Origin of the sequence: Brachybacterium sp. AOP3-A1-3 (assembly GCF_052378285.1) — a bacterium.
Taxonomy (GTDB): Bacteria; Actinomycetota; Actinomycetes; order Actinomycetales; family Dermabacteraceae; genus Brachybacterium.
This window is the reverse complement of sequence record NZ_JBQSXM010000001.1, coordinates 563,746-576,297: the sequence shown is the minus strand read 5'-3', so window position 1 is coordinate 576,297 and position 12,552 is coordinate 563,746. Positions and strand designations below refer to the sequence as shown.

The following is a 12,552-nucleotide window of genomic DNA, read 5'->3' as shown; positions in this document are numbered from 1 at the left end:
GTGGGGTGGCGCTCGGTGACGATCGGTGACGAGATCAGTGCGGACGGGTCGAGGGCAGCACGCGCACTCGGTAGCCCTGGCCCCGGACCGCCTCGATGAGGTCCGCGGGCGCGCCCTGGGCGCGCAGCTGCTGGCGCAGCCGGTAGATCATGGACTTCACCATGTCGCGCCCGCCCTCGGCGCGGCTCGTGCCCCAGACCTCGTGGAGCAGCGTCCGCAGAGGCACCGCACGGCCCGCGTCCTGGACGAGGCGGCCGAGCAGTCGAAGCTCGGTCTCCGGCAGGTCGAGCTCGGCGCCGTCCCAGCTCGCGCCGCCCCACTCGAGGTCGACCCGCAGCGGCCCGCAGCGGAGCGCCTGGCCGGCAGAGTCCGCGACGGAGGTCGACCCCGAGGAGCGTCGCAGGATCGCCTGCACCCGCAGGGCGAGCTCGCGGGGGCTGAAGGGCTTCGTGAGGTAGTCGTCGGCCCCGGCGGTGAGCCCGGCGACGCGGTCGTCGACCTCCCCGAGTGCGGTGAGCAGGATGACCGGCACGTCGGAGGTCTCCCGCAGCGACCGGCACAGCTCGATGCCGCTCTCCCCGGGGAGCATCACGTCGAGCACGACGAGCTCGATCGGCTCGGAGTCGAGCAGGGCGCGTGCCGCGATCGCGTCGGCGGCGGTGCGGGTCCGAAGCCCCTGAGTCTCGAGTGCGAAGGAGATGATCGCCGTCATCTGCTCCTCGTCGTCGACGATGAGGACCAGGGGCGCCTCCGGGGCCGTAGGGCTCGTGGAGTCAGACATGGGCGTCCTCCTGGGAGGGCCACGGCAACACCACGAGGATGCGGGTGCCGCGGCGTACGAGGGAGTCGACGACGACGCGCCCGCCGTGCGCATCGACGATCTGCCGGATCACGCCCATCCCGAGGCCGGTGCCCTGAGGGTGGCCGCTGACCTGGGGTGCGAACAGTTCAGCACGTTGCTCGGGGCTCATCCCCGCACCCTCATCGGACACAGCGATCGTGGTGCCTTCGGCGGTCGCTTCCACACGGACGGTGACCTCGGCATCGCTGCCGGCATGGCGAACCGCATTGTTGATCAGATTCCACAGCACCTGGCGGATCATCGCACGGTCGACGTCGAGCACGAGGGGTCCACCCCGGCTGTCCAGATGCAGAGGCGTGCTCCGGATCCGCCGCAGCTCGAGGACCGTCTCCCGGACCAGCGTCCGGATGTCGACCGCGGTGCGGTCCAGCGTCGGCTCACCCGTCTCGAGCCTGGCTTCGAGCAGGAAGTCCTCCGCCATGCTCACCACGAGCGAAGTGTTGCCCACGATCGTGTCGACGAAGTAGCGCTGCGTGGCGTTCAGCGGTCCGGGAGTCTCCTCGGCGAGCAGATCGGCCGCGCCCTTCACCAGCGTGAGCGGAGTGCGGATCTCGTGGGAGAGGACCCGTGCGGACAGCTTCTCGGGAGGGCTCGCTCCGGTCTCGCCGTCGCCGTCGTCGTCTGAGGACGCCGACGATCGACGGTTCCTCAGGGTGTTCGCTCCGCCGCCGACGAGAGCTCCCAGCAGGAGGGCAGCAAGCAGCAGAGCGGCGAGCTGCCATCCCTCGAGCTGAAACACGTCTCCTGACATATGGCCAGGGTATTCGTGGATGCCGTCGGGCGGTGACGGCCGCCCTTCTCAGCTGGTGACCATCCCGTTCACCTCGGCGATGGTCGCCTTCGCGGCCTCCTGCGGCGTCGTGGTCCCGAAGCGCACGTCGGTCAGCAGCCGGGTGAAGGTGTTCTGCGAATCGGCGGTGCCCATCGGTTGCACGGCCGGGGCGGCGGCCAGCTCGGGCGTGATCGCCTCCAGGAAGTCCACGACGTCGTGGTCGGTGGCGGTGAGGGAGTCGCCCATCGCCTCGATCGCGGCAGGGTCGGAGGGGACGCCGCGGTTCAGCAGCTGGATCGCCTGCGCCTCGGGGGCGTTGACCAGGAAGTTCACGAGCTGCGCGGACTGCTCGGTGTTCTGGGACGTCGCGGCGATCGACCAGTACATCGAGGCCTTCTTGAACAGGCCGTTCTCGGAGGCCGAACCGGAGAGGGAGGGCGGGCGCAGCATGACCACGTCGTCGTCGGATCCGACGGCGTCGCGCAGCGACTGCAGCTGATTCGTCCAGGTCCAGCTCATCGCCGAGCGGCCCGTGGAGAAGGCCTGCTGCTCGAGCGCGGTGGCGCTGTCCTCCACGGAGGCGTCCGCCGGGAGGGTCGCCCCGGACTCCTGCAGGTCGAGGTAGAGCTGGAACCACTGCGCGAGGGACTCGGGAGTGCAGCCCATCCCGTCGGCCGCCCACAGGTCCTCGCCCTTCTGGCGCAGGAAGATCGTGAGGTCCGCGTAGCTGGCCCCGCCGGTCATCCCGGTCGCGACCCCGGAGTCGCTGATCAGCGTCGCGATCTCCGCGAAGTCCTCCCATGTCCACGTGGTGTCATCGGGCAGCTCCACACCTGCCTTCTCGAACAGCGCGGGGTTGGCCACGACCACCCAGGCGTTGGACCCGGTGGAGAGCCCGGTCAGCACGCCGTCCACGCGGCCCGCATCCAGATCGGCGGCGTCCAGGCCCGAGAGATCCAGGCCGTCCAGGGATTCCAGATCGGCGAGCACGCCCCGCCCGGAGTACTCCGCGATGTACTTGCCGTCCATGTTGATGACGTCCGGCGGGGTGCCGCCGGCGACCTGCGTGGCGAGCTTGTCCCAGTAGCCGTCCCACTCCGAGGGCTGCACCGAGACGTCCACCTCGGGCTCGTCCGCCGCGAAGGCATCGACCATCTCGCCGGTGAACTCCTGGTAGAAGGCCGGGCCCCAGAACATGAAGCTCACCTCGTTCGAGGTCTCGGCGCTGCGCGAGGACGGCCCACAGGCGGCGAGGAGCATCGAGGAGGCGAGACCGCCCGCGAGCACACTGCGGCGGCGCGGTCCGCGTGCGCCCCGTCGCGCGCAGCCCGATCCGGTGGTGCGCAGCAGCGGCGAGGCGGGGAGCAGCGCGTGGGCCGATGGGCAGCGGGAGCGGGTGAACGCCGAGCCGTGCGCCGAGGTGGCGCGGAGGGAGGTGCGGGAGAGCGGTGCAGTGTGCATGGGGATGTCCTTCGAGCGTCGTCGACCTCAGGAAATGCCAGGTGTGCCCGGAGCATAAGAGCCGATGGATAGCGCTGTCCAGGGTGGCCGGGAGTTGCCGTGATTTCCCGGCTCGCCGCAACGTTTGCAGGGGTGCTGCGAACGCCCGAGCCTCACGTCGACTCCCGGCGGACACGTCTCACCGCACCCGAGCATCTCTTCGAGCGCCGCGCCGCTGAGCGACGGTGTGGGTTCCGGCTCGTCGACCTGCAGGGAGCCCGCATCGACCTCGAGCATCCAGGCGAGCGTCCTCTTGCCGATCTTCCCGGCGGCGATCTGCTCGAGGTGTGCGGCGTGCAGCCAGGACGGGAAGGAGCGGCGGGTGGCCGCCGTCATCCGCTTCGTGATCGGATCCCCGTAGCGGGCACCGGTCCAGTGATGGCGAAGCAGCTTCTGTGTGCTCATGGTCAGCGCCGCTGCGACCTCGGAGGAGCACTCGAGGTGCAGGCTGGACAGGCGTCGTCGTAAGGCGTCCGTGGACGTGCCGGTCTCCCAGACCAGCTCGGCCAGATCTGCGAGGTGCAATCGGGTCCAGTCCACGGCTTGCATGCGGGCGTGGGGGAGCAGGAGTTCGGCGGCGAAGGCGTTGGCCGCAGCCTCGTCTCGCTCATAGCCCGTTGTGCCGTCGAGGACTCCCCGATGCCCGAGGACAAGGTGGCCGAGCTCGTGGGCAAGGCTCCAGTTCTCGTGGAACCAGTTGCCGGTGGCCTTGATCGCCACCACGGGACGCGCTTCTGCGAGGAATGAATACGCCGTCGTGAGCTCCGACAATCGGATCACGTCGACGTTGATCTCTGCGAGCCTGTCGATGAACTCCGTGACGAAGTCGTGGCGCAGGCGTCTCCGTGCCTCGTCCACGCTCGAAGGGAGTTCCTCCGGTGCGGTGATCGTGCCGGCCTGGGCGTATGCAAGGCGGATGTCCTCCAGCATCGGGCGGTCCTGCTCCATGCCCGTCACGCGCCGATCGCCGTTGTCGTGATCGAAGGAATGGCGTGCGGACAGGACGAGCCGGTGCGGGTCCGGCTCGCCGGTGATCAGCTCATGGATATCGGCATCCAGAGTTCGCGCAGTCGCGGGTCACCGACCGTGCTGCCGAGGCCAGCTCACCCCGGACTGCGTCCCGCTGGATAGGCTCGCCCCCGAGTACCGATGTCGTTGCCGCACGAGGAGAACCGATGCCCAGCCCAGCCGAAATCGACGCCATCACACAAGGCGACCTGATCGCCACCGGCGCCACCCGCTGGGCCGGTGACGCCGACGTGATCGGCGCCTTCGTGGCAGAGATGGACTTCGGTATCGCCCCGCCGATCACCGAGCGCCTGCACTTCGAGGTGGATCGCGGAGCCTTCGGCTACCTCCCCGCCCACCTGGCGACCGAGCTGCACGGGGCCACCGCCGGCTTCCTGCAGCGCCGCACGGGCTGGACCGTCGACCCCGCGCACATCCACGAGATGCCCGACGTCATCTCCGTGTTCCAGGCCGTGATCGGGAACTTCCTGCGGCCGGACTCGAAGATCATCGTGCCCACCCCGGCCTACATGCCCTTCCTCGAGGTCCCCGAGCTCATGGGCCGCGAGATCCTCGAGGTCGAGATGCTGGTGGAGGATTCCGGCGACTCCGGTGTGCACTACTCCTACGACCTCGCCGCGATCGAGGCGGCGTTCGACGCGGGCGGTGAGCTGCTGGTGCTGTGCAACCCGCACAACCCGACGGGCCGGGTGTTCACCCGCGAGGAGATGGAACCGCTCGTCGAGCTGGTGGACCGCAAGGGCGGGCGCGTGTTCTCGGACGAGATCTGGCTGCCGCTGGTGCTGGAGGGCGAGCACATCCCCTACGCCTCTCTCAGCGAGACCGCAGCCGGGCACACGATCACCGCGGTCGCCGCCTCCAAGGCGTTCAACCTGCCGGGGTTGAAGTGCGCCCAGCTGGTCACGAGCAACGACGCGGACCGCGAGCAGTGGGAGCGCGTGGGCCATTTCCCCATGCACGGCGCCGCGAACCTCGGGCTCGCCGCGACCGCCGCCGCCTACACCCAGGCCGAGGACTGGCTCGACGACATCGTCGGCTACCTGCGACGCAACCGCGAGACCCTGGTGGAGCTCGTCGCTTCCCTGCTGCCGAAGGCGCGCCTGACCACGATGGAAGGCACCTATGTGGCATGGCTCGACCTGCGCGTCTACGGCATCGAGGGGTCGCTGCACGACCATCTGCTCGAGCGCGCCCGGGTGGAATGCACCGAGGGCACCGCCTGCGGATCGGCGTGGTCCGGGCACGTGCGCCTCATCTATGCGATGCCGCGCCCGCTCCTGATCGAGGCGATCACCCGCATCGTCCGCGTGCTGGAACCGGGCCGCGCTGACGGGTGAGACACCGGGCAGGTGGGGCCGATGCGACCGATGGCCTGTCAGTCCTTCCAGGCCCGGTCAGTCACTCCAGAGGTTGGGGCCCGTCGAGTTCGCGGAGATGGTGAGTTTCGCGGACCAGTTCGGCCAGGCACGCCAGCCGTTGGGCTTCGCGTAGCAATGACCCTCAGCCTCCTCGCCCTCGGCGACCACCTGGAGCGCGGGCAGGTCCTCGTCGCAGCGTGGCGCGTCGTACGGCGAGTCACCCTTCTGGGACTCGGCAACCGTCTGCTGGGCCTCGAGGTGGATGGCGCGGTCGGTGACCACGACCTCCTGCTCCAGCACCGTGTAGTGAATGGTGTCCCTGTCGATCACCGTCTGCTCGCCGGAGGTGACGGTCAGGTTCGAGACATCATCGACCTGAATCGTCGAGCGGACCGGCTGGTCATCGACGGTCACCGTGCACTCGTAGGTGGTGCTGTCGGAGGTCGTGCACTCCGAGCTGGTGGGCAGCTCCATCTTCGCCTGCTCGAGCACGCGGCGCTCCATCGCGTAGCGCAGCACGCCGGCGACCATCTCCTCCTCGGTCGTGGCGCCCTCGACGCCCTCCTCCGCGGGATCCGGGATCGACGGTGCGCCCAGCTCCGCCTTCAGGCCCGTGGGGACGGGGTCCCCGGAGCCGCCGCGCACGTCGATGCGCGGGGCGATCAGCACGGCGGCCACCACGAGCGCGGCGATCACGAGCAGGATGACCCAGCCGGGAAGCGAGCCTCCCTCCTCCTCGGAGTGTCCGCCGGACGGGCCGGCGCCTGCGGGCGCAGCGGCATTCGGGGGAGTTTCTGCACTCATGTCGATCAGGGTAGAAAGGTCACCGGGAGAGCGCAATTCGGGCGATGACGTGCAGCGCCCCGGCCACGGCCCGGCCCCGTCACCCACCGCAGACCATCACGTCCGCAGGTGCGAGGCCCCGTTCAGATCCAGTACCGCGCCGGAGGCCCACTGCGCTGCGGGCGAGGTGAGGTACAGGATCGCGGCGGCGACCTCCTCGGCCGTCCCTACCCGTCCGAAGGGGCTCTGCGCCCGCAGGTCGTCCCCGGCAGGGCCCTCGAGCTTGGGCTGCTGGCGCTCGGTGCCGATGAATCCCGGCGCGACCGACGCCACCGTGATGCCGTGCGGGGCCAGCGCGAGTGCCATCGACTGGCCGAAGGCATGCAGGCCCGCCTTCGCCGCCCCGTAGGCAGGGGCGTCGGGCTCACCGCGGAATGCGCCGCGGGAGCCGACGTTCACGATCACCCCGGGCGCCTTCCGGGCGATCAGGCCGCGCGCCATCAGGTAGGTGAGGTTCGCTGGCGCCGTGAGGTCCACGTCGAGCATCCGCGTGAAGCGCTGCTGCCAGGCGGCGTAGTCGGTGCCGTCCACCCGGTGGTCGGTGCCCGGACCGGGCGCGATCCCGGCGTTGTTGACCAGGATGTCGAGCTGCCCCAGGCCCCGCTCGGCCTCCTCGATGACGGACCGGGCGATCTCCGGATCGGAGAGGTCACCGGCCACGAGCACATGACCCTCGCCGTGCAGCAGGCCCAGCGTCTCCTCTGCGGCCGCGGCGTTCGACCCGTAGTGCACCGCCACCTTCTCGCCGCGTGCGCTCAGCGCGATCGCCGTGGCCCGGCCGATCCCGCGGGATGCTCCCGTGACCAGTGCACATCTCATCGTGGTTCCTCTCCGTCGGCTCGTCGGCCCGTCGTCCCTCCACCATGCCGGACAGCGCGGGGCCGACGAGCGCGGCGCACCGGCGACCACGGACGCCATCGTTCTGCGTTCTGCGTTCTGCGCCCTGTGCCCTACGCTTGGTGCTTGGGGCTCTGCGCCGTGGTCGGCGGGCGCCCCTCCGGGGAGGGACGACAGCTGCGGTAGCGTGCGAGCGATGACGAACGATATGGCCCGGCCGGGTCTTGGGCCACACCTGCTGGGACCCGAGCTGGTGGACCTCGGCCCCCTGGGGAGAACCAGCACGGGCCGAGGGCTGAGCGTTCTTCTCGCGATGCTGGTGCTGCTGGGGCTGGGAGTGCTCATCGCCGTCGGGATCCTGGTGGTGCACGCCATCGTCTACGGTGAACCGTCGTCTGCACTCGTCGGCGGGGTGGTGGCGGTCATCGCTCTGCCAGGTATCGGCGGGCTCTGCTTCTTCGCCCTGCGCACCCTGCAGTCCTCCCTTGCGATCCATGAGCACGGGATGGTGGCTCGGCAGCCGTTCTCCGGGACCCTCGTGATCTCCTGGGCAGAGGTGGCCGAGATCATCCACCCCCGGTACCCGACCCGGTATGCGGCCTTCATGGTCGCGCTGACCTCCGGGCGCTGGGTGGGGATCGGGCGCCTCAAGCTCAATCCCCGCCGGGGTCCGGACCGGGCGTTCCACCCCCATCCCGACACCGCGCTCGTCCTGGACCACTACGCGCAGTGGTGCCGGCGCCACGGCCGCCCCATCGCCATACACAGCGCGGGCCTCTTCGGGAAGTGATCGCGCGTCCGTCGCCGCGGGACCCGTACCGGAAACTCCGGATGAACGTCGCACCAATTCGCCAGTGCACATAAGAGCACGCGTCGAGCACAACGGAGCGACGGCGTTACGGTGGATCCCGACGTGACCGGGCCCACTGCGGACGGTGGGCCACAGCAGGCAGGAGCCAGGCCGCTCCCGGAAGGACCACCATGACGTCGAACCGTGCCGCGGTGATGCCGGAGATCGGGACCCTCGAGATCCGCGATGTCCCCGCCCCCACCCCCACCCCGCTCCAGGCGCTGGTGCGCATCGAAGCCGTCGGGGTCTGCGGCTCCGACACCGCCTACTTCCAGGTCGGCTACATCGGCGACTGGGTGGTCGACGGCCCGCTGATTCTCGGGCACGAGGCCGCAGGCACCGTGATCGCCGTCGGCGACGAGGTGACGACCGTGCAGGTGGGGGATCGGGTCGCGATCGAACCCGGCACCCCGTGCCGCCAGTGCCACGAGTGCATGGCCGGTCGGTACCACCTGTGCCCGGACTTCATCTTCCTCGCCACCCCGCCCTACGACGGCGCCCTCGTCGAGCAGCTCGCGATCGACTCGCGCCAGCTGTTCCCGCTCCCGGACTCGATGTCCTTCGAGGCGGGCGCGATGTGCGAACCCCTCTCCGTCGGCCTCTGGGCCTGCCGCCGCGCGAACCTCCAGCCCGGCGACCACGTGCGCGTCACCGGCGCCGGACCGGTCGGGATCCTCGCCGCGCAGGTCGCCCGCGCCGAGGGCGCCGCCGACGTCGTCGTCTCCGACATCTCCGAGTTCCGCCTCGAGCTGGCCCGCAGCCTCGGCTTCCGCACCGAGCTCGCCGGAGCCGTCCCGGCCGAGCGCGGCCACGAGGACGCCGACGTGCTCCTCGAATGCTCCGGGGCGCCCACAGCGCTCGCCGAGGGTCTGTGGCGGCTGCGCACCAACGGCCGGGCTGCGATGGTGGGCATGCCCAAGCAGGACGTCTCCCTTCCGCTGTCGCGGCTCAACGTCAAGGAGATCTCGATCGGCCTGGTCAACCGTTATGCGCACACCTGGCCCACCGCCATCGCGCTGGTCTCCAGCGGCCGCATCGACGTCGAATCGATCATCACCCACCGCTTCGACCTCGCGGACACCGAGGCCGCGATCACCCTCGCCCAGCGGGTCCCCGACTCGATGAAGGCCGTCATCTACCCCGGCGGCCTCCCCGATGCCGAGCACCCACGGGAGGTCCGATGAGCACCAGCACCACGGCCCTGGCCACGGCGCGGGAGGACGCCCCGACCTCGGCGTCGACGCTGCCGCCCCTGTCGGCGCAGCGCCTCGCCGCCCGCCGTCAGCGCCTGCGCCGCGGCTACGGCCTGTTCGCCCTGTTCGCCTTCCCCAACCTCGCGCTCATCGCCGTCTTCGCGTACTGGCCGATCGTGGCGAACCTCTACCTGAGCCTCACCAGCTGGGACTTCATCTCCCCGGAGCCGCTCTTCGTGGGGCTGACGAACTACACCTCGATGCTCGTCTCACCGTCCTTCCACAAGGTGCTGTGGGTGTCCCTGGTATGGGTGGTCGTCGTGGTCGGCATCAGCCTCGTGCTCGGGGTGCTGCTGGCGGCGCTGTTCTCCAAGAAGCTGCCCGGCACCTCGGTCGCCACGGGCATCGTGTTCACCCCGCACGTCGTCTCCGGCGCCGCGCTCGCGGTGGTGTGGCTGTTCATCTTCGACCCCAACTACGGCCTGGCCCGCGTGGTCTTCAACCTCTTCGGGGCGGATTCGCCGAGCTGGACCACGGACGCGGACTGGGCCCTGCCCGCGCTGCTGATCGTCTCGATCTGGAAAGGCGTCGGCTTCGTCTCGATCGTGTATCTCGCGGGCATCCAGGGCCTGCCCACCGACGTCCTCGAAGCCGCCGAGCTCGACGGTGCCAGCTCCTTCCAGACCTTCACCCGGGTGATCCTGCCGCTGCTCTCGCCCACCACGTTCTTCCTGGTCATCACCCAGACCATCGGTGCCTTCCAGGCGTTCGACGTGATCGCGGTGATGACCAACGGCGGACCCGCCTCGTCCACCACCACGCTGAGCTGGTTCATCTACGAGCAGGCGTTCCTTCGTTCCAACGTCGGCCTCTCCGCCGCCGCCGGCACCGTCATGTTCGTGATCCTCATGGTCATCACGGCCCTGCAGTTTCGATTCGTCGAGAAGAAGGTGCACTACTGATGGCGAATCCCACGACCACCCGCACGGCGGCCGACGGGGCCCAGCGGGCCGATGAGAGCGTCGACAGCTCCTCCGGCAGCGCCGGGCCCGCCCGTCGCCGTCGCCCGAGCTCCCTGAAGCGCACCTGGTGGGGATACCTGCTGCTGATCGCCGTGGGCCTGGTCTTCCTCATCCCGCTGTACATGCTGCTGTCCACGTCGTTCAAGACCAACGGGGACATCTACTCCTGGCCCATGAAGTGGCTGCCCAGCGAGCTGACCTTCGACAACATGCGCGAGGCCTGGCGGATCGCGCCGTTCGGGGCGTTCATCAAGAACTCGGTGATCGTCACGGTCATCGGCGCGACGCTCAAGGTGGTGCTCGCCGTCTTCGCGGCCTACGCCTTCGCGTTCCTGCCCTTCCCGGGCAAGAAGTGGCTGTTCGTGGTGATGCTCGGCGCGCTCATGGTCCCCGGTCACGTCACGCTGCTGGTCAACTACATCACCATGGGCAACATGGGCCTGATCAACACCTACGCGGGCCTGATCCTGCCGGGGGTGGCCTCCGCCTTCGGCACCTTCCTGCTGCGCCAGCACTTCATGTCGCTGCCCGCCGAGGTGTTCGAGGCCGCCGAGGTGGACGGCTGCGGTCACCTGCGCCGGCTGGTCTCCTTCACGCTGCCGATGTCGATCCCGGCCGTGGCCACCGTGGCCCTGGTCGCCGTCATCGACGAGTGGAACAACTTCGTGTGGCCGTTGATCATCACCAACTCGGTGAACATGCGCACCCTGCCCATCGGGCTGATGTATCTGAAGTCCAACGACGGCCTGACCAACTGGGGCGTGCTGATGTCCGGCACGCTCATCGTCGTGCTCCCGATGCTGTTCGTCTTCCTGTGCGCCCAGCGCTACATCGTCACCGGGCTCACCGGCGCCGCCGCCGGCAACGGCCGCTGAACGTCGTGCCCCGACCTGCAAGGAGAGCCATGCCTCCCACCCGTTCCCGCGGGCGCTCCGCCCGCCCCCGCACCCCCTCGCGCCGGCAAATGCTGGGCGCCGGCCTGCTCGCCGCCGGGACGCCGCTGCTGGGCGGCTGCTTCGGCCTCGGCGACACCGAGGGGCTCGTGCTCGAGCAGCCCGGCGGCGAGACCCCCGCCGAGTTCGCGGACCGCCAGCGCGTGGTCATCTGGAGCGCCTACACCGCGCACAACGCCGAGGTGATCCAGGCGAACATCGACGCCTTCCACGAGGCGCAGAGCGACATCTACGTCGAGGTGCAGATCTTCGACAGCTATGACGGCGTGGAGTCCAAGCTCTCCGCGAGCCTGCAGGCCCGTCAGGTGCCCGACATCGTCGTGTTCAGCGATGTGGTGTGGAACCGCTTCTATCTCGCGGAGGTGCTCGAGCCGCTCAAGGGATATTTCGACGACTCGTTCGGCACCGACAGCTACCACGAGCGGTTCCTCGCCGAGGGCACCGTCAAGGACGACATCTGGTGGCTCCCCTTCGGCCGCTCGACGCCGCTGTTCTATTACAACCGCGAGATCTTCGACGCCGTGGGACTCCCGGACCGCGCGCCGGAGACCTACACCGAGTACGCGGAATGGGGCCGCGAGGTCACCGGCTACGAGTACCACGGCAACAAGGTCGCCATGCGCGCCTACATCGGGGGCGACGACTGGTACTTCTCGGGCTCGCTCTGGGCCTTCGGCGGCGCCTACTCCGACGGCCTGGACATGACGCTGACCACGGACGAGTCGATCGCCGCTCTCGAGTACGACCGGAAGTTCATCCACGACGACGGCTCGGGCTATCTCGCGGCCGACGCGACCGGCGACTTCTCCTCCGGTGCCTGCGCCACCGCCCTGCAGTCCACGGGCAGTCTGTCCGGCATCAAGGAGGCCGCGACCTTCGACTTCGGCTGCGGGTTCCTGCCCCAGGAGGTCACCACGGGTGTGCCCACCGGCGGCGGCGGGCTGTCGATCATGAAGTACGCCTCCGCGCAGCGGAAGCAGGCCGCCTGGGAGGTCATCAAGTTCCTCAGCACCGGGCAGGCCTCGATCGACTGGACCCTGGGCAGCGGCTACGTGCCCACCACGAAGGACGCGATGGAGTCCGACGAGATCGCGGCGCGCTCCGCCGGGGACCCCCGCTATCAGGTCGGCATCGACCAGCTCGAGGTCGCGCAGGGGCCCGACGTGGCCCGGCGCTATGTGCCCGAGACGATCGTCGAGGCCAAGAACGCCATCCAGTCCGTCTACTCGGCCGGAGAGGACGCCGAGAAGGTGCTGACCAGGATGGAGAAGGAGCTGGAGCCCGCGATCGACCGGGTCCGGGAGAAGTACGAACAGAGAGTGGGAGAGTGAGA

At 69.5% G+C, this 12,552-nt stretch carries 12 protein-coding genes; 6 read left to right on the top strand and 6 right to left on the bottom strand.

Going from position 1 to position 12,552, the window contains the following annotated elements:
• Positions 1-34: 34 nt before the first annotated feature.
• The 4 genes from ACT3T5_RS02550 to ACT3T5_RS02535 are packed head-to-tail and all read right to left on the bottom strand — an operon-like array spanning position 35 to position 4,082.
• Positions 35-781, bottom strand: a complete 747-nt coding sequence (locus ACT3T5_RS02550) for a response regulator transcription factor (RefSeq protein ID WP_444593526.1) — start codon at positions 779-781, stop codon at positions 35-37.
• Entirely contained in the window at positions 774-1,613 is an 840-nt protein-coding gene (locus ACT3T5_RS02545; protein ID WP_444593525.1) for a sensor histidine kinase, read from the bottom strand. The genes ACT3T5_RS02550 and ACT3T5_RS02545 overlap by 8 nt, the downstream gene beginning before the upstream one ends.
• A 48-nt stretch (positions 1,614-1,661) precedes the next feature.
• Complete coding sequence (locus ACT3T5_RS02540; RefSeq protein ID WP_444593524.1) at positions 1,662-3,095, bottom strand: ABC transporter substrate-binding protein; 1,434 nt, start codon at positions 3,093-3,095, stop codon at positions 1,662-1,664.
• A gap of 27 nt (positions 3,096-3,122) precedes the next feature.
• Positions 3,123-4,082, bottom strand: a complete 960-nt coding sequence (locus tag ACT3T5_RS02535; RefSeq protein ID WP_444593523.1) for an ImmA/IrrE family metallo-endopeptidase — start codon at positions 4,080-4,082, stop codon at positions 3,123-3,125.
• A gap of 227 nt (positions 4,083-4,309) precedes the next feature.
• On the opposite strand from ACT3T5_RS02535, the gene ACT3T5_RS02530 reads away from it, so the two are divergent.
• Positions 4,310-5,500, top strand: a complete 1,191-nt coding sequence (locus ACT3T5_RS02530) for a MalY/PatB family protein (protein WP_444593522.1) — start codon at positions 4,310-4,312, stop codon at positions 5,498-5,500.
• A 57-nt stretch (positions 5,501-5,557) separates the two neighbouring features.
• Here the strand turns inward: ACT3T5_RS02530 and ACT3T5_RS02525 are convergent, their stop codons facing one another.
• Positions 5,558-6,325: a hypothetical protein gene (locus tag ACT3T5_RS02525; protein ID WP_444578622.1), complete on the bottom strand. Its 768-nt coding sequence runs from the start codon at positions 6,323-6,325 to the stop codon at positions 5,558-5,560.
• Between the two features lie 96 nt (positions 6,326-6,421).
• A complete protein-coding gene (locus tag ACT3T5_RS02520; protein ID WP_444578623.1) occupies positions 6,422-7,183 on the bottom strand; it encodes an SDR family NAD(P)-dependent oxidoreductase in 762 nt (253 codons plus the stop codon).
• Positions 7,184-7,397: 214 nt separating this feature from the next.
• On the opposite strand from ACT3T5_RS02520, the gene ACT3T5_RS02515 reads away from it, so the two are divergent.
• The 5 genes from ACT3T5_RS02515 (at position 7,398) to ACT3T5_RS02495 (ending at position 12,550) form a co-directional block, all read left to right on the top strand.
• On the top strand, positions 7,398-7,991 hold the full coding sequence (locus tag ACT3T5_RS02515) for a hypothetical protein (protein WP_444578624.1): 594 nt from the start codon (positions 7,398-7,400) through the stop codon (positions 7,989-7,991).
• Between the two features lie 191 nt (positions 7,992-8,182).
• Positions 8,183-9,235 (top strand): NAD(P)-dependent alcohol dehydrogenase, encoded by a 1,053-nt coding sequence (locus tag ACT3T5_RS02510; protein ID WP_444578625.1) that lies wholly within the window; start codon positions 8,183-8,185, stop codon positions 9,233-9,235.
• Complete coding sequence (locus tag ACT3T5_RS02505; protein WP_444593521.1) at positions 9,232-10,206, top strand: carbohydrate ABC transporter permease; 975 nt, start codon at positions 9,232-9,234, stop codon at positions 10,204-10,206. The genes ACT3T5_RS02510 and ACT3T5_RS02505 overlap by 4 nt, the downstream gene beginning before the upstream one ends.
• Positions 10,206-11,141, top strand: coding sequence for a carbohydrate ABC transporter permease (locus tag ACT3T5_RS02500; protein WP_444593520.1), 936 nt, complete (start codon positions 10,206-10,208; stop codon positions 11,139-11,141). Before ACT3T5_RS02505 ends, ACT3T5_RS02500 begins: the two co-directional genes overlap by 1 nt.
• Before the next feature lie 29 nt (positions 11,142-11,170).
• Entirely contained in the window at positions 11,171-12,550 is a 1,380-nt protein-coding gene (locus ACT3T5_RS02495) for an ABC transporter substrate-binding protein (protein WP_444593519.1), read from the top strand.
• The last annotated feature ends 2 nt before the right edge of the window (positions 12,551-12,552 follow it).

Excerpts from the sequence above, each read along its gene's own strand:
- ACT3T5_RS02550 (WP_444593526.1), bottom strand. The coding sequence starts at position 781 with ATGTCTGACTCCACGAGCCCTACGGCCCCGGAGGCGCCCCTGGTCCTC.
- ACT3T5_RS02545 (WP_444593525.1), bottom strand. The coding sequence starts at position 1,613 with ATGTCAGGAGACGTGTTTCAGCTCGAGGGATGGCAGCTCGCCGCTCTG.
- ACT3T5_RS02540 (WP_444593524.1), bottom strand. The coding sequence starts at position 3,095 with ATGCACACTGCACCGCTCTCCCGCACCTCCCTCCGCGCCACCTCGGCG.
- ACT3T5_RS02535 (WP_444593523.1), bottom strand. The coding sequence starts at position 4,082 with ATGGAGCAGGACCGCCCGATGCTGGAGGACATCCGCCTTGCATACGCC.
- ACT3T5_RS02530 (WP_444593522.1), top strand. The coding sequence starts at position 4,310 with ATGCCCAGCCCAGCCGAAATCGACGCCATCACACAAGGCGACCTGATC.
- ACT3T5_RS02525 (WP_444578622.1), bottom strand. The coding sequence starts at position 6,325 with ATGAGTGCAGAAACTCCCCCGAATGCCGCTGCGCCCGCAGGCGCCGGC.
- ACT3T5_RS02520 (WP_444578623.1), bottom strand. The coding sequence starts at position 7,183 with ATGAGATGTGCACTGGTCACGGGAGCATCCCGCGGGATCGGCCGGGCC.
- ACT3T5_RS02515 (WP_444578624.1), top strand. The coding sequence starts at position 7,398 with ATGACGAACGATATGGCCCGGCCGGGTCTTGGGCCACACCTGCTGGGA.
- ACT3T5_RS02510 (WP_444578625.1), top strand. The coding sequence starts at position 8,183 with ATGACGTCGAACCGTGCCGCGGTGATGCCGGAGATCGGGACCCTCGAG.
- ACT3T5_RS02505 (WP_444593521.1), top strand. The coding sequence starts at position 9,232 with ATGAGCACCAGCACCACGGCCCTGGCCACGGCGCGGGAGGACGCCCCG.
- ACT3T5_RS02500 (WP_444593520.1), top strand. The coding sequence starts at position 10,206 with ATGGCGAATCCCACGACCACCCGCACGGCGGCCGACGGGGCCCAGCGG.
- ACT3T5_RS02495 (WP_444593519.1), top strand. The coding sequence starts at position 11,171 with ATGCCTCCCACCCGTTCCCGCGGGCGCTCCGCCCGCCCCCGCACCCCC.